Genomic DNA, 19651 nt, shown 5'->3' with positions numbered 1-19651 from the left:
GCGGGACAATGGCGTGCGTGAGCGCCCGCACCGTCGCCATCCTCGCCTTCGACGACATGGAGGTGCTGGACTTCGCGGGCCCCTACGAGGTGTTCAACGTCGCCGGCGAGCTGGGCGAGGACGGGCCGTTCTCGGTGTTCTCGGTCGGCCTGACCGGCGCCCCGGCCGTCGGACGCGGCGGGTTCACCGTGCTGCCGACGTACTCCCTCGACGACGCTCCCCCGCCCGACCTGCTCGTGGTGCCCGGCGGCGCCGGCACCCGCCCGCTGCTGCACGACGAGCGGCTGCTCGCCTGGCTGCGCGAGCGGGCCGCGGAGGTCGAGCTGCTGCTCTCGGTGTGCACCGGCGCGCTGCTGCTCGGGCAGGCCGGCCTGCTGGAGCGGCGGGCCGCCACCACCCACCACGACGCGTACGACGAGCTCGCGGCGATCTCGCCGACCACGAAGGTCGTGCGCGGCCAGCGGTTCGTGCGCAGCGCGGAGACGATCCTGACCTCGGCGGGCGTGTCCGCCGGGGTCGATGTCTCGCTGCACGCCGTGCAGCTGCTCGCTGGCCAGGCCACCCGCGACCTGGTGGTGGCCGAGATGGAGTGGATGTGGCAGAGCTAGGCGACCCGCGTTGGCAGGTGTCGCCGTAGGCCGCGCCCGCACACATCAGTAGCGTCGCCGCATGACCGATGGACCCCTCTCCGACCTGGTCGTGCTCGACCTGACCCGCGCGCTCGCCGGCCCGCACGCCGCGATGATGCTCGGCGACATGGGGGCGCGGGTGATCAAGATCGAGCCGCCGGCCGGCGACGACACCCGGGGCTGGGGGCCGCCGTTCGTCGGCGCGGACGACGAGCGGGAGTCGACGTACTTCCTCTCCGCCAACCGCAACAAGGAGTCGCTGGTCCTCGACCTGAAGTCCGAGGACGGCAAGCAGGTGCTGGCGCGGCTGGTCGAGCGCGCCGACGTGCTGATGGAGAACTTCCGGGTGGGCGTCATGGACCGGCTGGGCTTCTCGGCCGAGCGGCTGCACGAGCTCAACCCCGGGCTGGTGCTGCTGAGCATCACCGGGTTCGGCCACGACGGGCCCGAGGCGACGCGCGCCGGCTACGACCAGATCGCGCAGGGCGAGGGCGGGCTGATGTCGGTGACGGGTACGTCGCAGCCGACCAAGGTCGGCGTCCCGATCGCGGACCTGGTGGCCGGCATGAACGGCGCCTTCGGGGTGCTGGCGGCCCTGCACGAGCGCACCCGCACCGGGCGGGGCCGGGTCGTCCGGACCTCGCTGCTCGCCGGGATGGTGGGCGTGCACGCGTTCCAGGGCACCCGGTGGACGGTCGCCCGGGAGGTGCCCGGGCTGGCCGGCGACCACCACCCCTCGATCGCGCCGTACGGCATGTTCGCGACCGCGACCGCGCCGGTGCAGATCGCGTGCGGCTCGGAGAGCCTCTGGAGGGCGCTGTGCGCGGCGTTCGGCTGGGACCCCGAGGAGCCGGCGTACGCGACCAACGCGCTGCGCGTGGCCAACCGGGACGGGCTGATCGCCCGCATCGAGGCGCTGTTCGCCGACGGGCCGGCCGAGCAGTGGCTGGCGCGGCTCGCCGAGGCCGGCGTGCCGTCGGGCAAGGTGCGGTCGATGGACGACGTCTACTCCTGGGAGCAGACGCTCTCCCAGGGCCTGCTGCTCTCGGTCGACCACCCCACCCAGGGCGAGCTGAAGCTGCCGGGGTCGCCGATCCGCTTCGACGACAACCCGTTCTCCGGCGGGCGGTCCGAGCACCTCGCCCCGCCGACGCTGGGGCAGCACGACGCCGCGATCCGGGAGTGGCTGGAGTCCTGAGCCCGCACGTCAGGTGACCGCAGCCTGACGGGCGGGTTGACGCCCGCGCCGTCGTTTCGGTCGGCGTTCGTCGGACGTCTTCCTGGGCGCCGTCGAGAGCCCGTCCGGCGCCGACACGGTGAGGGCCGTGATCAGCCGCCGCACGGTCGTCGGAGGCGCCCTCGCCTCCCTCGGTGTGATGTCCACCCCGGCCCTCGCGGCCGCCGCCCGCCCACCCCTCCTCGAGATGCCGATGGCTGCCCGGCGCAGGCTGCGCGACCCGTTCACGCTCGGCGTCGCGTCGGGCGACCCCGAGCCGGACGGGGTCGTGCTGTGGACCCGCCTGGCCCCCCAGCCGCTGGCCTGGGACGGGCTCGGCGGGATGCCCTCGCGCGAGGTGCTCGTGGACTGGCAGGTGGCCGAGGACCCCGGGCTGACCCGGGTCGTGCGCGGCGGCCGGGTGCGGGCCGTGCCCCGCTTCGCGCACGCGGTGCACGTCGAGGTCGACGGGCTCCAGCCCGGGCGCGAGTACTTCTACCGGTTCCGCGCGGAGGGCCACCTCTCCGGGGTCGGCCGGACCCGTACCGCCCCGGCGTACGCGAGCTCGCCCTCGTCGCTGACGGTCGCGGCGGCCTCGTGCGCGCAGTACGAGCACGGCTACTTCACCGCCTACCGGCGGCTGGCGGAGGAGACGCCCGACCTGGTCCTGCACCTGGGCGACTACCTCTACGAGATGCGCAACGACGCCTACGTGGCCTACCCCCACAACGTGCGGTCGGTGGCCGGGCCCGAGACGGTCTCGCTCGCGGCGTACCGGCAGCGGCACGCGCAGTACAAGACCGACCCCGACCTGCAGGCCGCGCACGCCGCGGCGCCCTGGAGCGTGGTGTTCGACGACCACGAGGTCGACGGCAACTGGGCCGGGCTGCACCAGGAGCACCGGCGTCGCTCCGACCCGTCGTTCCGGCAGCGGCGGGCCTCGGCGTTCCGGGCCTACTACGAGAACATGCCGCTGCGGCGCACGTCGCTGCCGCACGGGCCGCGGATGCGGATCTACCGGCGGCTGCAGTGGGGCGACCTGGCGACCGTGCACCTGCTCGACACCCGGCAGTACCGCGACGACCAGGTCAGCCGCGGCCACAGCCGGTCGGCGCGCCGGGCCCGCCTGGACCCGCGCCGCTCGATCACCGGCGACCGGCAGGAGCAGTGGCTGCTGCAGGGTCTCGGCGACTCCGACGCCCGGTGGGACGTGCTGGCCCAGCAGGTGTTCTTCGCCCAGCGGGACCGCTCGCGGCGGCCCGGGCTCCAGGTCGGGATGGACGGCTGGGACGGGTACGCCGCGTCCCGCCACCGGATCCTCGAGGGCTTCGAGCACCGCGGCGTGCGCAACCCGGTCGTGCTCACCGGCGACGTGCACCGCCACTACGCCAACGACCTGCGCCTCGACTTCGACCGGCCGTCCACGCGGCCGGTGGGCGTGGAGCTCGTGACGACCTCGATCACCAGCGGCGGCGACGGCCAGGACCGGTCCGGGGAGATGCGGGCCGAGCGTGCCGTCAACCCGCACATCCGGTTCGCCAGCGGCCGGCGCGGCTACGTCCTGGCCCGCTTCGAGCGCGAGCGCCTGTACGCCGACTTCAAGACCGTCCCCTACGTCCGGCGTCCCGGCGCGCCGGTGCGCACGGCGGCGTCGTTCGTCGTCGAGGACCGCAACCCCGGCCTCCAGCCCGCCTGATCGCGAGCCGGCCCGCGCTGCCGCGGGACGTCATCCCTTTCGATGCCGAGGGCCCTCGAAAGGGATGACGTCGGGCGGGGCGGAGCGGCCGGTCGGTCGGCCCGGTCAGCGGGCCCGCAGCACGCTCACGCAGAACGTCGCGTCGTCGGTCCACGGCCGCAGGTCATACGTCGCGAACCGCTGCTCGAGGACCAGCCCGGCGCCCGGGAGCGCCGCGTCGAGGTCCGCGGGGGTGAACCCGCGGACGGTCCGGCAGCCGACGACCAGGAAGCCGTCGGGGCGCAGGTGGGCGCCGAGACGCTCGATGACCCGCGGCTGGGCCTCCGGGGTCACGAAGTCCATGACGTTGCCGACGACCATCGCGCCGTCGAAGGGCTCGGGCTCCCCCAGGGCCGGGAGGTCGAGCCGCGACAGGTCCGAGACCAGCCAGGTGGCCCCCGGGTGGTCGGCCCGGGCGGCGTCGATCAGGATCGGGTCGACGTCGACCCCGACGACGTCGTGGCCGGCGGCGGCCAGGTAGCCGCCGTGCCGGCCGGGGCCGCAGCCGGCGTCCAGCAGCCGCGCGCCCCGCGGCGCGAGGGCGTCGACGAGCCGGGCCTCGCCGTGGAGGTCCTGGCCGCGGGCGGCCATCTGGCGGAACCGGTCGACGTACGCGTGGGAGTGGTCCTGGTCGGTGAGGCCGGGCCAGACGGAGCCGACGGGCTCGGGGGTGGTGGTCACCGCTCCATCATCCCCGGTGCACCTGAGGTCACGGCGCCCGCAGCCCGGCCGCGGTGAACACGTCGCGCGCGGCGCGGACCTGCGCCGGGGTCGCGCCGTCGACACCGGCGAGCCGGTCCTCCATGCCGAGCTGGGCGTACTTCTCGCGGCCGAGCCGGTGGTAGCCGAGCACGTCGACGCGCTCGACGTTGCCGAGGGTCGCGACGTACGCCGCATGCCGCTCGAGGTGCTCGGGCTCGTCGTTCCAGCCGGGCACGAGGACGTAGCGGATCCACACCCGCTTGCCGAGGGTCGCGAGCCGCTCGGCGAACCGCAGCGTGGGCGTGAGGCCGAACCGGGTGAGGTTCTCGTAGATCGCCGGGTCGATCGCCTTGACGTCGAGCAGCACCAGGTCGGTCGCGTCCAGCAGCTCGTCGCTCGCGCGCTCCCCCAGCGCACCGGACGTGTCCAGGGCGGTGTGCAGCCCGAGGTCCTTGGCGCCGCGCAGCACCGCGGAGGTGAACGCCGGCTGCAGCAGCGGCTCGCCGCCGGACACCGTCACGCCGCCGCCCGAGGCCGCGATGAACCCGCGGTAGCGGCCGATCCTGGTCAGCACCTCGTCGGCCGAGCGCCGGGTGCCGTAGCGCATGTCCTGCGTGTCGGGGTTGTGGCAGTAGGCGCACGCCAGCGGGCAGCCGGCGGTGAACAGCACGAACCTCGTGCCCGGTCCGTCGACGCCGGTGGAGATGTCCCACGAGTGCACCGACCCGGTGACGCTCCCCGCCGGGGCGGACTGCTCCGCCTCGGGGGTGGCGGCGCACAGGTCGACGGTCATCTACAGGCCTTCGTGGAAGGTGCGGCTGATGACGTCCTGCTGCTGCTCGCGGGTCAGGCGCACGAAGTTCACGGCGTACCCCGAGACCCGGATCGTCAGCTGCGGGTAGTTCTCCGGGTGCTCCATCGCGTCGAGCAGCGTCTCGCGGTCGAGCACGTTGACGTTCATGTGGAAGCCCTCGGAGGACATGTAGCCGTCGAGGACGCCGGCGAGGTTGGTGATCTGCTCGTCCCGGGTGCGGCCCAGGCCGCTCGGCGTGACCGTGGTGGTCAGCGAGATCCCGTCCTGCGCGGCCTCGAACGGCAGCTTCGCGACGCTCAGCGCGGAGGCCACGATGCCGTGCCGGTCGCGGCCGTTCATCGGGTTGGCGCCCGGAGCGAACGGCTCGCCGGCGCGGCGGCCGTCGGGGGTGTTGCCGGTGCCCTTGCCGTAGACGACGTTCGACGTGATCGTCAGCACCGACTGGGTGTGCTCGGCGTTGCGGTACGTCGGGTGCTGGCGCACCTTGGCCATGAACGACTCGACCAGCTCGACCGCGATCGCGTCGGCGCGGTCGTCGTCGTTGCCGTACGTCGGGAACTCGCCGGTGGTGTCGTAGTCCACGACCAGACCGCGCTCGTCGCGGACCGGGCGCACCTCGGCGTACCTGATCGCGGACAGCGAGTCGGCCGCCACCGAGAGCCCGGCGATGCCGCACGCCATCGTGCGGTGCACCTCGGAGTCGTGCAGCGCCATCTCGAGCTTCTCGTAGGCGTACTTGTCGTGCATGAAGTGGATGACGTTCAGCGCGGAGACGTAGGTGCCGGCCAGCCAGTCCATCATCGCGTCGAGGCGCGACCGGACCTCGTCGTAGTCGAGCACCTCCCCGTCGTACACGGCGCTCTCGGGGCCGACCTGGGCGCCGGAGACCTCGTCGCGGCCGCCGTTGATCGCGTAGAGCACGGTCTTGGCGAGGTTGACCCGGGCGCCGAAGAACTGCATCGACTTGCCGACCGCCATCGGCGAGACGCAGCACGCGATCGCGGTGTCGTCGCCGAAGCGCGGGCGCATCAGCTCGTCGGACTCGTACTGGATCGCGCTGGTGTCCAGCGACACCTGGGCGCAGAAGCGCTTGAAGCCGTCGGGCAGCTCCGGGGACCAGAGCACGGTGAGGTTCGGCTCCGGGGCGGGGCCGAGGTTGTAGAGCGTCTGCAGGTAGCGGAACGAGGTGCGAGTGACCAGGGTGCGGCCGTCCTCGCCCATGCCGCCGATCGACTCGGTCACCCACATCGGGTCGCCGGAGAACAGCGCGTCGTACGCCGGGGTCCGCAGGAACCGGACGATCCGCAGCTTGATCACGAAGTCGTCGACGAGCTCCTGGGCCTGCTCCTCGGTGAGCACGCCCTCGGCCAGGTCGCGCTCGATGAACACGTCGACGAACGTGCTGGTGCGGCCCAGCGACATCGCGGCGCCGTTCTGGTCCTTGACCGCGCCGAGGTAGCCGAAGTACAGCCACTGGATCGCCTCGCGGGCGTTGCTCGCGGGGCCGGAGATGTCGAAGCCGTAGGACGCGGCCATCGTCTTGAGCTCGTCGAGGGCGCGGATCTGCTCGGCGATCTCCTCGCGGGAGCGGATGACCTCCTCGCTGGAGGGCCGGGAGTCGAGGGCCCGCAGGTCGGCGACCTTGCCGGCGGCGAGCCGGTCGACGCCGTACAGCGCGACCCGGCGGTAGTCGCCGATGATCCGGCCGCGGCCGTAGGCGTCCGGCAGGCCGGTGATGATGTGCGAGCGGCGGGCCGCGCGGATCTCGGGGGTGTAGGCGTCGAACACGCCCGCGTTGTGGGTCTTGCGGTAGCGGGTGAAGATCTCCTCGACGTGCGGGTCGACCTCGTAGCCGTACGCCGCCAGCGAGTCCTTGACCATCTTCCAGCCGCCGTTGGGGATGATCGCGCGCTTGAGCGGGACGTCGGTCTGCAGGCCGACGATCAGCTCGTGGTCGCGGTCGATGTAGCCGGGGCCGTGGCTGGTGATCGAGCCGGGCACGTGGGTGTCGATATCGAAGACGCCGCGGGCCCGCTCGACCGGGAACATCGCCGACAGCGTCGCCCAGATGCCGGTGGTGCGGGGCGTCGGGCCGGCGAGGAAGTCCGCGTCCCCGTCGTACGGCGTGTAGTTGGCGCGGATGAAGTCGCGCACCGCGATGCCGTCACACCAGTCGCCGCGCACGAACCCGCGCCAGGGACCGGTGTCGGTGATCGTGTCCGGGCTGCTGGCGGAGTCGACAGCGAGATCGGCGAGATCGGCGGGGCTGGCGACGGGGCGGTCTGCGGTGGTCGTCACGGGTTCGATGGAGTCCTTCGTGAAGGGACGGGGGGCGGGTCCGACGCCCGTCCTCCCGTCTTTACCGCTCCATCGTCCCGCGCGGGACCCGGGAATTCGTAGGACCTTTGTCCTCAGTCTGATGTGGTTGACATCTCATCTAACTGACCTTGGTCCCGTCGACGCGCCGTGCGGGGTTCGGCTGCTGGCAGCCAGAACCCGCACGACACGCCGGAGGCGCCCCGCGTGTCGTGCGGGTTTCGGCTGCTGACAGCCGAAACCCTCCGGCGTGTCGCCACTCAGCCCAGGTCGACGATCGCGGCGACCGGGCCGCCGCCGTCGGGTCCCTGGTGGGCAGCGGAGACCGAGACGAAGACCGCGGGGTCGCCGGTGACGGCCGCGGTCACGCCGCCGACGGCCGCCTTGATCTGCCGGTGCCAGTGCACGTCGGAGTCGTCGAGCATCGCATTGCGGCGGCCGCGGACCTGGCCGTCCTGGGAGGCCTCGCACTTGAGGAACACGTTGACCAGCCGGCCGTCGAGGTCGGAGGTGCGCGGCCGCTCGGGCAGGTCGAGCCCGGCGGAGCGGATCGCGTCCCAGATGCCGTCCTGGTCGAGGGCGTCGGCCATCACCGCGTGGCCGATCCGGTAGCGCCCGCCCACACCCGGCGCGTTGCCGACCACGACCACCTGGGCCTGGTCGAGCTCGACGCCCGAGGAGCACGACGCGACGGAGGAGAACAGCGAGCGGTCGTGCATGACGTCCGCGTCGGTGGGCATGTCGATCTCGCCGAGGGCGACCGCGATGCCGAGCGCGGTGCAGCCGTTCGAGAGGTCCATCGACTCGTGGGTGTGCTCGGTCCACACGGTCTTGCCGCGCGACTTGGCGTCGCGGATCGTGTGGATGGTCAGCAGCGGGGTCTTGGTCTGCACGTAGTGGACGTCGGCGGGATCGGTGATCCCGGCGCGCGACATCGCGACCTTCACCGCGTCGGCGACCTTGGTGATCATCGTCGTGCGGCCGATCTCCTCGGGCAGCAGCGGCTCGCTCATCGCGAAGCCGACCGTCAGCCGGGGCTCCTCGCTCGGCACCACCTCGGACGGCGGCACGGTCGCGAAGATCGTCGCGTGCGGGCTGATCACCCCGTCGGTGCCGCCCGACCAGACGATCGGCACCTGGCGCACCTGCTCGGCCGGGGCGCCCTTGGCGACCAGCACCTCGCGGAACGCGCGGTCGGAGATGATCCGGGTGTAGTCGTTGACCCCGCCGTTGCCCTCGGTCTTGCCGATGATCGCGATCACGCGGTCGGCCTGCATGACGCCGTCGTCGATGAGCTTCGCGAGCTCGCTGGCGTCGGCGACCGAGTGGATCGGGACCTTGCGTACTTCGATGGCGTCGGGCATGGGGGTCCTTTCGGGTTCCGGTGGTTTCGAGACGGTCGCTGCGCGACCTCCTCAACCACCGGTGGGGTCGGGGACGACGACGGTCCCGCCGTCGCCGGTGACGGCCTGGGTGATGTGGGCGAGGTCGGTGATGACGGCGCGCGCTCCCCCGCGCTCGACGAACCGGCAGGCCGCGTCGACCTTGGGGCCCATCGACCCGCTCGCGAAGTGCCCCTCGGCGGCGAAGCCCCGCAGCTGCGAGACCGTCACCGTGCCGAGCGGTTCGGCGTCGGGGGCGCCGTACCGCAGCACCGCGTGGGGTACGTCGGTGCCGATCACGAGCACGTCCGCGGCGACGGTCTGGGCCAGCAGCGCCGCGCCGAGGTCCTTGTCGATCACGGCCTCGACGCCGTGCAGGGTGCCGTCGAGGTCCTGGATCACCGGGATCCCGCCGCCGCCGTTGGCGACCACGACGAAGCCGGCGTCGACCAGGGCCTGGACGGCGGGCGCGTCGACGATCCGCAGGGGCTCGGGCGAGGCGACCACGCGGCGCCAGCCCTTCTCGCCGCGGTCCTCCCAGGTCTCGCCGTGCTCGATGAGCACCGCGGCCTCCGCGGCCGGCAGGAACCGGCCGATCGGCTTGGTCGGCCGGGTGAAGCCCTCGTCGTTGGCGGCGACCAGCGCGCGGGTGACCACGGTCGCCGTACGGCGCTCGACGCCGCGGCGGGCGAGCGCGGCCTCGAGGGAGTTCATCAGGATGAACCCGAGCGTCGCCTGGGTCTGGGCGCCGCACCAGTCCAGGGGCACGGGCGGCACGACGGCCGCGGCGATCTCGTTCTTCACCAGCAGGTTGCCGACCTGCGGCCCGTTGCCGTGGGTGATCACCACCTCGACGTCGCGCTCCAGCAGCCCCGCGACCGCGTCCATCGCGACGTCCGCCGCCGCGATCTGGTCCTCGGGCCGGGCCCGGCCCTCGGCGTTCGTCATGGCGTTGCCGCCGAGCGCGAGCAGGACCCTCATGTCGTCGAACCTACTGAGTGTCCCGAGGGCCGGGCACTGGCAACAGCGGCCAACGACCGCCGGGCCCGCTGTCAGGTTGTGCCAACGCTCCGGGAGGTCGTCGCCGGGAGTCGGGAGTACCAGTCCGCCAGCCGTCCGTGGTCGCTCACGGCGTGCAGGCGGCGCTCGACCTCGACGTGGCCGCCCCGCCCGACGGCCACGAGCACGTGGTCGCCCATGCGCAGCACGGTGTCCGGGCCCGGCGCGAAGATCTCGTCGCCGCGCAGCACCAGCGAGACCGCCGCGGGCTGCGGCAGCCGGAGCTCGGAGACCTCCACGCCGGCCAGCCGCGAGCCGGGGCCGACGGTGAGCTGGAGCAGCGTGGCGTCGAGCGTGTCCAGGGGCGCGGACTCGATCGCCACCGGCCGCGGCTGGTGCTCCACCGCCGCGCCCAGCCGGCGGGTCACCCAGGGCAGCGTCGGGCCCTGCACCAGCGTGAAGAGCACCACGAGCAGGAAGACCACGTCGAAGATCCGCTCCGCGTGCGGCAGGCCGGTGCTCATCGGGATCGTGGCGAGCACGATGGGTACGGCGCCGCGCAGGCCGGCCCAGGAGATGAACGCCTGGTCGCGCCAGGGCACCCGGAACGGCGTCGCGCACAGCACCACCGACAGCGGCCGGGCGACGAGGGTCAGCGCGGCGCCGACGACCAGGGCGTAGGGCAGCGCGTCCAGCAGCCGGCCCGGGCTCGCCAGCAGCCCGAGCATGATGAACAGCCCGATCTGGGCGACCCAGGCCAGCCCCTCGACGAAGCTCGCGGTGGCGGACCGGTGCGGCAGGTGGGCGTTGCCGAGGGTGAGGCCCGCGACGTAGATCGCCATCAGCCCGCTGCCGCCCACCAGGCCGGCGACCGCGAACGCCACGAACGCCAGGGCCAGCGTCGCGATCGGGTAGAGCCCGGACTCGGGGAAGGCGCTGCGCCGCAGGAGCCACCCGGCCGCGCGCGCCACGACGTACCCGATGACCAGGCCGGCGGCCAGCTGGTAGCCGATCCGGCCCAGGATGCCCAGGCCGTCCGCGTCGGTCCACGCCGAGGAGGTGACCACGGTGACGAGGATGATCACCGGCGGGTCGTTGAAGCCGGACTCCGCCTCGACCGTGGCCCGCAGCCGCTGGCGCACGGGGAGCCGCCGCAGCACGCCGAAGACCGCGGCGGCGTCGGTGGACGAGGCGACGGCGCCGAGCAGGACGGCGGTGCGCAGGTCGACGTCGAGGAGCAGGTAGACCAGCGACGAGGTGACCACCACGGAGACGCCGACGCCCACGGTGGCGAGCACGGCCGCGAGCGGCGCCACCGGGCGCACCGTGCGCCAGTCGGTGCTGAAGCCGCCCTCGGCGAGGATGACGGCGAGCGCGATCGTGCCGAGCACCTGGGTCAGCTGCGCGTCCTCGAACTCCAGCCCGAGGCCGGCCTCGCCGACCACCAGGCCGATCGCGAGGTACAGCAGCAGGCTGGGCAGGCCCGCCTTGCTCGATGCCCGGACCGCGGCCACCGCGACCAGGAGCAGCCCCGCTCCGGCCAGCAGGACCAGGTTGAGGTCAGCTGGGTCCACGGCCGGCGTCGGGCAGCTGGACCCCGATCTCGACGAGCTCGAGGTCGTGGACCTCGACCCCCAGCGGGTCGACCCGCGACTTGACCGCGCGCCGGAGCGGCGGCTGGGCGTCGGTCGCGGTCTGCGTGAGGCCGGCCGCGGACCAGTCGGTCACGACGCCCGCGATGGCCTCCTCCGCGGCGAGCTCGGCCGCGGGCCACGGGTCGGCGTACCGCGAGCCGGGCGCCGGCCTCGGGATCGAGACGATCGCGTCCGCGAGCACCAGCACCGGCACGCCGTCGCGGGTCGTGGCCCGCACCGCCACCGGCAGGTCGTGGGGGTGCACGAGGTCGCGCTCGAAGCGCTCGACGAACGGCAGCCGCCAGGCGAGCCCCGAGGAGCGGCTGCGGCGGACCACTCCACGCCGGGTCGCCGCCAGCCACTGACCGGCCGGGACCCGACGCAGGCACGTGGTCGCCCAGGCCGCCAGGAGGACGCCGGCGACGACCAGGAGGAGAGCGGTGTCGGTCATACCTCGAGTCTTCGGGGCCGGCGCCGGGAACCGAATGGGTGCTACCACCCATCTTCGGCGCCTCGCAGACCGCCGGGCCGGGCGCCGGGCCCGGCCGTGCGCTGGCACGTGTCAGGCTGGCGGCGTGGGGCTGTTCTGGAAGGTGGGGCTGATCAACGGCGCGGTGCTCGTCGCCGCGGCGGCGCTGCTGGTGCTCGGCCCGTTCAGCGTCTCCCGGCGGCCGGTGATGTCCGAGGTCGTCGTGCTGGGCGTCGGGCTGCTCGCGATGCTGGTGGTCAACGCGCTGCTGCTCCGCTCGAGCCTGGGACCCGTCGACCGGGTGGTGCGCGAGATGGCCACGGTCGACCCGCTTCACCCCACCGACCGGCTGGCCACCCCGCGGAGCGCCCCGGGACGGCAGCTGGTCGCGGGGTTCAACGCGATGGTCGACCGCCTCCAGGACGAGCGGTCCGCGAGCAACGCCAAGGCGCTCGCCGCCCAGGAGGCCGAACGGCACCGCATCGCCCAGGAGCTGCACGACGAGGTCGGGCAGCGGCTCACGGTCGTGCTGCTGGGGCTCAAGCGGGCCGAGCAGCGGGCCCCCGCCGAGCTGGCGGCCGACCTCGCCCTGCTACGCGAGACCACCCGCGAGGGCCTCGACGACGTACGCCGGGTCGCGCGCCAGCTGCGGCCGGGGGTGCTCGAGGACCTGGGGCTGGCGAGCGCCCTCGCCTCGTTGACCACCGACTTCGCGCAGCACAGCGGCGCCCAGGTCCGCCGGGTCGTGACCCCGGGCCTGCCGCCGCTGCCGCCCGACACCGAGCTGGTGCTCTACCGGGTCGCCCAGGAGGCCCTGACCAACGCCGCCCGGCACGCGGGAGCCACCTCCGTGGAGCTGTCCCTGACCCGCGTCGGCGACCGGGTCGCGCTCGTCGTGGCCGACGACGGCCACGGCTTCGACGTACGCCGTGAGGGGGCGGGCCTGCGCGGCATGCGCGAGCGCGCCCGGCTCGCGTCCGGCGAGCTCACGGTCACCAGCGACCCGTCGGGGACCACCGTGCGCCTCGAGGTGCCGGTGACGGCCTCGTGAGCACCCCCGCCCGGATCCTGCTCGCCGACGACCACGCGCTGGTGCGGCGCGGCGTGCGCCTGATCCTCGACCAGGAGCCCGACCTCACGGTGGTCGCGGAGGCCGCCGACGGCGCCGAGGCGGTCCAGCTGGTGCGCTCCCTCGACCTCGACCTCGTGGTGCTCGACATCGCGATGCCCCGGATGACGGGGCTGCAGGCGGCCCGCGAGATCACCCGGCGCACCTCCCACGGCGACCCGCCCCGGATGCTGATGCTGTCGATGCACGACAACGAGCAGTACTTCTTCGAGTCGCTCAAGGTCGGCGCGAGCGGCTACGTGCTCAAGTCGGCCGCCGACGAGGACCTGGTCGGCGCCTGCCGCGCGGCGCTGCGCGGCGAGGCGTTCGTCTACCCGGGCGCGATGAGCCCGCTGGTGCGCGACTACCTGGACCGGATGCGGCGCGGCGAGCGGGTCCCCGAGACCGTCCTCACCGAGCGCGAGGACGAGGTGCTCAAGCTGATCGCCGAGGGCAGCTCGTCGAAGGAGATCGCCGCAGCCCTGACGATCAGCGTCAAGACCGTCGAGCGGCACCGGGCCAACATCCTCGCCAAGCTGGGCATGCGCGACCGCACCCAGCTGACCCGCTACGCGATCCGGGCGGGGCTGATCGAGCCCTGAGCCCGGTCAGCGCCCGCCGGCCACCCGCAGCGTGGTGCCGGTGACGTACGAGGCCTCGACGCTCATCAGCCACGCGATCGCGTCGGCGACCTCGCCGGGCTCTCCCGGACGGCCCAGCGGCACCAGCGGCCCGACCCGCTCCAGCCGACCGGGCTCCCCGGCGTCGGCGTGGATGCCCGTGCGCACGATCCCCGGGGCCACGCCGACGACCCGGATGCCCTCGCCGGCGACCTCCTGCGCGAGGCCGATCGTCAGCGCGTCCACCCCGGCCTTGGCGGCGGCGTACTGCACGTACTCACCCGGTGCGCCGAGCGTCGCCGCCCCCGAGCTGACGTTGACGAGCACGCCGCCGGGGCCGCCGTACGACGTGCCGAGCGCGCGCACCGCCGCGCGGGCCACCAGCAGGGCGGCGGTGAGGTTGAGGTCGACGGTCGCCTGCACGACCGCGACCGGGGTCTCGGCGAGCGGCCCGATGTGCAGGGTCGCGCCGGCGTTGTTGACGACCCCGGTGAGCCGCCCGTGCGCGGCGGCGCGGGCGAACAGCTCCTCGACCCCGTCGGGCTCGGTGAGGTCGGCGCGGACCACGGCGCACCGGGCGCCCGCGTCCTCGGCCGCCAGCCGGGCCTCCTCGGCCGCGCGGTCGTCGCGGGCGTAGCCGAGCACGAGGTCGTGGCCGTCCCGGGCGAGCCGCAGCGCGGTGGCCGCGCCGATGCCGCGGGTGCCGCCGGTGACCAGCGTGACCGGCCGGTCAGCCATCGGTGGCCAGCTCGAAGTCGTCGAAGTCGAAGCCCGGCGAGACCAGGCAGCTGACCAGCGCGTCCTCCCCGGACGGGACCGTGCGCTGCCAGGTGCCGGAGGCGACCACGGCCTGCGGTGCGTCCCGGTCGACGACCACGGTCGTCTCGAGGACGGGTACGGCGCCCACGCCGCCCAGCTCGAGCGCGACCGTGCCGTGGTGGGCCAGCCACACCTCGTCGGACGCGACCCGGTGCCAGGCCGAGGACTCCCCGGCGGGCAGCAGGAAGTAGATCAGCGTGGCCGTCGGCCGGACCCGGCCGTCGGGCAGCGTGACGTTCTCGGGGGCCGCCCAGGTCTGGCGGTACCACCCACCCTCGGGGTGCGGCTGCAGGTCGAGGGATCGGATCATCGACGCGGCGAGCGGGGAGCGGGCCATGGGTCCGAGTCTGTCAGGACAGCGGATAGACCGGTTTCACGGCGGGGCGCTCCGGGTGAAGGATGCCTGCGTGACCTTCTCCGAGTCCGTCAGGACCTGCCTGCGCAAGTACGCCGAGCTCTCCGGCCGAGCCGGGCGCTCGGAGTTCTGGTGGTTCTTCCTCTTCACCTTCCTCGTCTCGTTCGCGGCCGCCCTCCTCGACGCGATCCTCGGGCTCGACTTCGACTCAGGGGTGTGGGAGTCCAGCGGGGTCTTCCAGGTCCTGACCTCCCTGGCGCTGTTCCTCCCGGGCCTCGCGGTCAACGTGCGCCGACTGCACGACATCGGCAGGAGCGGCTGGTGGGTGCTGATCGTGCTGGTGCCGTGCCTGGGCCTGGTCGTGATGCTCGTCTTCTGCCTCACCCGCGGCGACGCGCACGCGAACAAGTACGGCGAGCGGCTGGACTGGGGACCGGGCCGCTAGCCGTTCTGTCCGGGCCGCCTCGGCGGCAGCGCGCCCGATCCACGAGGATGGGGCCGTGAGCTTCTCCGACGCCGTCTCGACCTGCCTCGGCAAGTACGCCGACTTCTCGGGCCGCGCCGGGCGCCCGGAGTTCTGGTGGTTCTTCGTGTTCAACGTCGCCGCCTCGCTCATGGCCTCGATCGTCGACGGCCTGGCCGGCACCGACGTGACGAGCACACCGCTCACCGGCGACCAGGGGCTCGTCGGCATCCTCGTGACCCTGGCGCTGGTCGTCCCCAACCTCAGCGTGGGCGCGCGCCGGCTCCACGACACCGGACGCCCGGCCTGGTGGCTGCTGCTGCTGCTCGTCCCGTGCCTGGGCATCCTGGTGCTGATCGTGTTCTTCTGCCTGCCGAGCCAGCCGCACCCGAACCGGTACGGCGAGCCGCCCCTCCAGACCGGCGCCGGTCGCTAGCGCGAACACCGCCCTCGTCTCGATCGCGAGCACTACGCTCGGCCGCGACAGGCCGACCCGGCTCGGGACAGTAGAGGAAGTAGTCCGATGCAGACCGAAGTCATGTACAGCCCCGCCTACGCGACCGCCAAGCTCACCCTCGCCGCCGGCGAGGCCGTGCGCGCCGAGTCCGGGGCGATGCTCGCGATGTCCCCCGGCATCTCCATGGAGACCTCCACCCAGGGCGGAGTGCTCAAGGGCCTCAAGCGCTCGGTGCTCGGCGGCGAGTCGTTCTTCATGAACACGTTCACCGCCCAGGCCGACGGCGCCGAGCTGTACGTCGCCCCCGCGCTGCCGGGTGACGTCGTCGCGTGGCCGCTCAACGGCGTGCTCTACGTGCAGTCCGGGTCGTTCCTCGCCGCCTCGTCGCACATCCAGGTCGACACCAAGTGGGGCGGCGGCAAGACGTTCTTCTCCAGCGAGGGCCTGTTCATGCTCCGCATCGAGGGTCAGGGCGAGCTGGTGCTCTCCAGCTACGGCGCTATCCACGCGATCGACCTGCAGCCGGGCCAGACCTACACCGTCGACACCGGCCACATGGTTGCCTGGACCGACGGCGTCCAGTACAACATCCGTAAGGTCGGCAACTGGAAGTCGACGTTCTTCTCCGGCGAGGGGCTGGTCTGCGACCTCACCGGCCCGGGCCGGATCTACCTCCAGACCCGCAGCCAGGACGCGTTCCTGGGCTGGCTGGTGCCGAAGCTGCCGACCCAGAAGAGCGGCGGAGACAGCCTGTTCTCCTGAGACCCGAGGTCACTGGTCGAGGTACGCCGCGAGCAGCCGCTCGCACAGCCGGGTGACCTCGTCGAGCGGGCGGCCCTCCTCGACCAGCCGCGAGGCGGTGAGGACGACGGCGTGCACGAGCTCGGACATGCCGGACGGGTCGTCCTCGCCGGCCTCGGCGAGGGCGCGCTCCAGCGGCTGGCGCAGCTGCTCGTGCAACACCGCGCTGGAGTGCGCGAGCGAGGCCGGGGCGACCGCCGCCAGCCCGCGCAGCACGGCGTGGTCGCCGGCGGCGACCAGCTCGAGGTTGCTCTCGACGTACGCCCGGACCTTGCCCCCGGGCGTGCTCGACCCCGCCATCCGCTCCTGCACGTGGGCGGCCCAGCCGGGCAGCAGCTCGGCGACCAGCGCGTCGAAGAGCTCGTCGCGGGAGCCGAAGTACTGGTAGACGCTCGAGCGCGCCAGCCCGGCGCGGGCCGCGACCTCGCCGAGGCCGGGCCCCTCGCGCCGGCCGGGCTCGGCCAGCAGGGCGCGCGCGGCGTCGAGCAGCGCGCGGTGCTGGCGGGCGCGGTGCTCGGCGACGGTGGCGGCCTGGATCCTCGGCACCGCAGCCTCACTCTCCCTGTCGGTCGGGCTAGCCCTCGAACGCGTGCAACGACCCGTCGATCATCTCGTACACCCGGTCGCAGTGGTGCAGCACGTCGTGGTCGTGGGTGACCATCACCGTCGCGACCTCGTGGGCCCGGGTCTCGCGGGCGAGCAGCGCCACGATGTCCTGGCTGCGCTGCCGGTCGAGGGCGGCGGTCGGCTCGTCCACGAGCAGCACCCGCGGGTCGGTGACCAGGGCGCGCGCGATGCCGACGCGCTGCCGCTCGCCACCGGAGAGCTGGTGCGGGCGGCGGTCGGCCTTGTGCTCGATCCCGACCTCGGCGAGCAGCGCCACCGGGTCCCGCTGGGCACGGGCCCCGCCGAACCGTCCCGGCAGCCGGAGCTGGTCGGCCGCGGTGAGCGCGGGGATCAGGTTGCCGGACTGGAAGACGAACCCGATGTGGTCGCGGCGCAGCCGGGTCCGGCCGCGGCGTCCGGCGGCGGCTGTCTCGGTGCCGTCGACGACCACGCGTCCCGACGTCGGCAGGGTGAGCGCCCCGGCGACCGCCAGGAGGCTCGACTTGCCGGACCCGGAAGGGCCGACCACGGCGACGAGCTCGCCGGGCAGCACCGCGAGGGACACGGCGTCCAGCGCCTGCACGGTCTCGTCGCCGTCGCCGAGGAGCAGCGTGACGTCCTCGAGGAGCAGGCCCGGCTCTGGTCGGTCCACGCGAGCGTTCATCGGGCGCCTCCCAGGGCGGTGAGCGGGTCGACCCGGACGATGCGGACCACCGCCGCGGCGGCGCCGGCGAGCCCGAGCACGACGAGCAGCACGGCGGCGAGCGCGATCGACGGCGCGCTCAGCGCGAACGGCATCGAGGTCCCGTCGATCAGGGCCCCGGCACCGACGCCGACCGCGACGCCGGCGGCGGCCGAGGCGACGAGGAGCAGCAGCGACTGGAGCAGGCTGTCGCGCAGCAGGTAGCCGGTGGGCGCGCCCATCGCCCGCATCACCGCGATCTCCTGGCGGCGCTGGATCGTCCAGACCGTGAAGAACGCGCCGACGACCAGCGCCGAGATCGCGTAGAGGAACACCTGGATGAGCAGCAGCGTCGAGGTCTCCGCGGTGTAGCCGGGCGAGGCGCCGTACGACTCCTTCTTGGTCAGCGACTCGGTGCCGGCCGCCCGGTCACCGGCGGCGAGGTCGACGTCGCCGTCGGCCCGGACCGCGACTGCGGTCGCCTCGTCCTTCGCGGTGCTCGACATCTGCTCGCCGGGACGGGCGCCGACCTTGATCTGCTGCCAGGTCTCCAGCGGGACGTAGGCGATGTCGACGTGGCCGTAGGTGTGCTGGCCCGCGATCACGCCGACGACGTGCAGCTCGGTGCCGATCCGGTCGATCGTCACGGTGTCGCCGATCCGCAGGCCCTGGTCGACCAGGGTCTGGCTGACGACGATGCCGAGCGGGTCGCTCCCGAGCGGCTCGCCCTCGACCGGCTTCGGGTCGACGAACGAGCCGGGCTCGACGCCGAACAGCGCGAGGTCGACGGCCAGGCCCCGGTCGCTGTGGGCGTTGGCGAGGGTGTTGCCGAACGGCGCGGCGTCCTCGACGCCCGGCTGCTCGGCCCACTCGTCGACGGCCGACAGCGGCACGACGCTGCGCGAGAACGCGGTGTCGTGCGGCACGTCCTTCTCGAACGCGAACGACGTCACCGGCATCTTCTGCAGCCCCGAGACACCGTCGTCGACCAGGCCGACCGACAGCCCGGAGAGCAGCACCATCAGCACGGCGATCAGGGCGACGACCGCCCCCATCAGGGCGAACCGGGCGCGGGCGAAGCGGAGCTCACGGACGGCGAGGGACACGATCGCCTCCCAGGTCCGCACAGACGTTTGTCGACACCATGTCGGCATCTTACCGACAGGGTGTCGGGCGGTCTCGGTCCGGGTTCAGCGGCCGAGCAGCGCGCGCAGGGTCAGGGTGCCGGCGGGGAGGCCGTGGCGGTCGTAGTAGGCGAACATCGCGCTCAGCCAGGGGTGGGTGCCGGGGTCCTCGACCCGCTCGGCGGGCAGGCCGGCCTCGCCTGCCAGCTGCCGCACGGTCGCCAGCCGCGAGGCGAGCTCGTACGTCGCGCCCTCGTGGCCGGCCTCGCCGAGCACCCGCGCAGCCGCCGGCCCGAGGTCGGCGAGGTCGAGGAAGCCGAACTCCGCGTCCACGTCGTACGGCACCCGCACCACCGGGCCACCGAGGTCGAGGTTCTGCAGGTACGCGCCGGGCTGCAGGATCGTCCAGGTCAGGCCGGAGCGGCGCACCAGGTCCTCGCCGCGGGCCTTGCCGAGGTGGTGCGGTATCGCGGGGACGTACGGCGAGGCGACCGAGTGGTAGACGACCCGCCCGACGCCGGCGGTCGCCGCCGCGGCCAGAGCCTCCGCGACGTACGCAGGCTCGTCGGGGTGCAGGTTCGGGCGATCAGGTAGACCGCGTCGCACCCGTGGAGCGCCCCGGCGAGGTCGGGCCAGTCGGCGCGGCCGAGGGCGACCGCGCCGGGGACGGCCGCGCACACGGCGCGGCCGGTCTTGCCGTGACCCCCGACGACGGCGACG

21 protein-coding genes are annotated in these 19651 nt (G+C 73.6%); 8 read left to right on the top strand and 13 right to left on the bottom strand.

Going from position 1 to position 19651, the window contains the following annotated elements; genetic code table 11:
* The first annotated feature begins 17 nt into the window (after positions 1-17).
* From QQZ14_RS13080 to QQZ14_RS13070, 3 genes are all read left to right on the top strand, one after another.
* Positions 18-608: a DJ-1/PfpI family protein gene (locus QQZ14_RS13080; RefSeq protein WP_284534762.1), complete on the top strand. Its 591-nt coding sequence runs from the start codon at positions 18-20 to the stop codon at positions 606-608.
* A 61-nt stretch (positions 609-669) separates the two neighbouring features.
* Positions 670-1827, top strand: coding sequence for a CaiB/BaiF CoA transferase family protein (locus tag QQZ14_RS13075; protein ID WP_284534761.1), 1158 nt, complete (start codon positions 670-672; stop codon positions 1825-1827).
* Positions 1828-1954: 127 nt separating this feature from the next.
* Complete coding sequence (locus tag QQZ14_RS13070) at positions 1955-3541, top strand: alkaline phosphatase D family protein (RefSeq protein WP_284534760.1); 1587 nt, start codon at positions 1955-1957, stop codon at positions 3539-3541.
* Between the two features lie 105 nt (positions 3542-3646).
* Here QQZ14_RS13070 and QQZ14_RS13065 read toward each other — a convergent pair whose 3' ends face one another.
* From QQZ14_RS13065 to QQZ14_RS13035, 7 genes are all read right to left on the bottom strand, one after another.
* Entirely contained in the window at positions 3647-4261 is a 615-nt protein-coding gene (locus QQZ14_RS13065) for a class I SAM-dependent methyltransferase (protein WP_284534759.1), read from the bottom strand.
* A gap of 28 nt (positions 4262-4289) precedes the next feature.
* A complete protein-coding gene (pflA, locus tag QQZ14_RS13060; protein WP_284534758.1) occupies positions 4290-5075 on the bottom strand; it encodes a pyruvate formate-lyase-activating protein in 786 nt (261 codons plus the stop codon).
* Positions 5076-7394 carry a formate C-acetyltransferase gene (gene pflB, locus QQZ14_RS13055; protein WP_446740492.1) on the bottom strand — a complete coding sequence of 773 codons (2319 nt, stop codon included), beginning with the start codon at positions 7392-7394 and terminating at the stop codon, positions 5076-5078.
* 278 nt (positions 7395-7672) lie between these two features.
* Positions 7673-8776 carry a cyanuric acid amidohydrolase gene (gene atzD / locus QQZ14_RS13050; RefSeq protein ID WP_284534757.1) on the bottom strand — a complete coding sequence of 368 codons (1104 nt, stop codon included), beginning with the start codon at positions 8774-8776 and terminating at the stop codon, positions 7673-7675.
* Positions 8777-8827: 51 nt separating this feature from the next.
* Complete coding sequence (locus QQZ14_RS13045; RefSeq protein ID WP_284534756.1) at positions 8828-9775, bottom strand: carbamate kinase; 948 nt, start codon at positions 9773-9775, stop codon at positions 8828-8830.
* A 71-nt stretch (positions 9776-9846) separates the two neighbouring features.
* Positions 9847-11367 carry a potassium/proton antiporter gene (locus tag QQZ14_RS13040; RefSeq protein ID WP_284534755.1) on the bottom strand — a complete coding sequence of 507 codons (1521 nt, stop codon included), beginning with the start codon at positions 11365-11367 and terminating at the stop codon, positions 9847-9849.
* The gene (locus tag QQZ14_RS13035; RefSeq protein WP_284534754.1) at positions 11354-11878 is read right to left on the bottom strand and encodes an SPFH domain-containing protein; all 525 of its coding nucleotides are present in this window, start codon (positions 11876-11878) and stop codon (positions 11354-11356) included. Before QQZ14_RS13035 ends, QQZ14_RS13040 begins: the two co-directional genes overlap by 14 nt.
* Positions 11879-12002: 124 nt before the next feature.
* Between QQZ14_RS13035 and QQZ14_RS13030 the strand changes: the two genes are divergently transcribed.
* Both QQZ14_RS13030 and QQZ14_RS13025 read left to right on the top strand, forming a co-directional pair.
* Positions 12003-12947 carry a sensor histidine kinase gene (locus QQZ14_RS13030; protein WP_284534753.1) on the top strand — a complete coding sequence of 315 codons (945 nt, stop codon included), beginning with the start codon at positions 12003-12005 and terminating at the stop codon, positions 12945-12947.
* Complete coding sequence (locus tag QQZ14_RS13025) at positions 12944-13606, top strand: response regulator (RefSeq protein ID WP_284534752.1); 663 nt, start codon at positions 12944-12946, stop codon at positions 13604-13606. The genes QQZ14_RS13030 and QQZ14_RS13025 overlap by 4 nt, the downstream gene beginning before the upstream one ends.
* A 6-nt stretch (positions 13607-13612) precedes the next feature.
* Here the strand turns inward: QQZ14_RS13025 and QQZ14_RS13020 are convergent, their stop codons facing one another.
* Together QQZ14_RS13020 and QQZ14_RS13015 are read right to left on the bottom strand one after the other, a co-directional pair.
* Positions 13613-14362, bottom strand: coding sequence for an SDR family oxidoreductase (locus QQZ14_RS13020; RefSeq protein ID WP_284534751.1), 750 nt, complete (start codon positions 14360-14362; stop codon positions 13613-13615).
* Entirely contained in the window at positions 14355-14780 is a 426-nt protein-coding gene (locus tag QQZ14_RS13015) for a cupin domain-containing protein (protein WP_284534750.1), read from the bottom strand. The genes QQZ14_RS13020 and QQZ14_RS13015 overlap by 8 nt, the downstream gene beginning before the upstream one ends.
* A 70-nt stretch (positions 14781-14850) precedes the next feature.
* Between QQZ14_RS13015 and QQZ14_RS13010 the strand changes: the two genes are divergently transcribed.
* From QQZ14_RS13010 to QQZ14_RS13000, 3 genes are all read left to right on the top strand, one after another.
* Entirely contained in the window at positions 14851-15243 is a 393-nt protein-coding gene (locus QQZ14_RS13010) for a DUF805 domain-containing protein (protein WP_284534749.1), read from the top strand.
* Positions 15244-15298: 55 nt separating this feature from the next.
* Positions 15299-15697: a DUF805 domain-containing protein gene (locus QQZ14_RS13005; RefSeq protein ID WP_284534748.1), complete on the top strand. Its 399-nt coding sequence runs from the start codon at positions 15299-15301 to the stop codon at positions 15695-15697.
* 87 nt (positions 15698-15784) lie between these two features.
* Positions 15785-16480, top strand: coding sequence for a TIGR00266 family protein (locus QQZ14_RS13000; protein WP_284534747.1), 696 nt, complete (start codon positions 15785-15787; stop codon positions 16478-16480).
* A gap of 9 nt (positions 16481-16489) precedes the next feature.
* Here QQZ14_RS13000 and QQZ14_RS12995 read toward each other — a convergent pair whose 3' ends face one another.
* The 4 genes from QQZ14_RS12995 to QQZ14_RS12980 form a co-directional block, all read right to left on the bottom strand.
* Positions 16490-17065 carry a TetR/AcrR family transcriptional regulator gene (locus QQZ14_RS12995; protein WP_284534746.1) on the bottom strand — a complete coding sequence of 192 codons (576 nt, stop codon included), beginning with the start codon at positions 17063-17065 and terminating at the stop codon, positions 16490-16492.
* A 28-nt stretch (positions 17066-17093) separates the two neighbouring features.
* Positions 17094-17789 (bottom strand): ABC transporter ATP-binding protein, encoded by a 696-nt coding sequence (locus tag QQZ14_RS12990; RefSeq protein WP_284534745.1) that lies wholly within the window; start codon positions 17787-17789, stop codon positions 17094-17096.
* Positions 17786-18913: an ABC transporter permease gene (locus tag QQZ14_RS12985; RefSeq protein WP_284534744.1), complete on the bottom strand. Its 1128-nt coding sequence runs from the start codon at positions 18911-18913 to the stop codon at positions 17786-17788. Before QQZ14_RS12985 ends, QQZ14_RS12990 begins: the two co-directional genes overlap by 4 nt.
* Before the next feature lie 84 nt (positions 18914-18997).
* Positions 18998-19537, bottom strand: a complete 540-nt coding sequence (locus tag QQZ14_RS12980; protein WP_284534743.1) for an NmrA family NAD(P)-binding protein — start codon at positions 19535-19537, stop codon at positions 18998-19000.
* Positions 19538-19651: the final 114 nt, after the last annotated feature.

This window comes from Nocardioides sp. T2.26MG-1 (genome assembly GCF_950101795.1).
Classification (GTDB): domain Bacteria; phylum Actinomycetota; class Actinomycetes; order Propionibacteriales; family Nocardioidaceae; genus Nocardioides.
The sequence above is the reverse complement of the archived record's forward strand: the minus strand, read 5'-3'. Positions and strand labels throughout refer to the sequence as shown.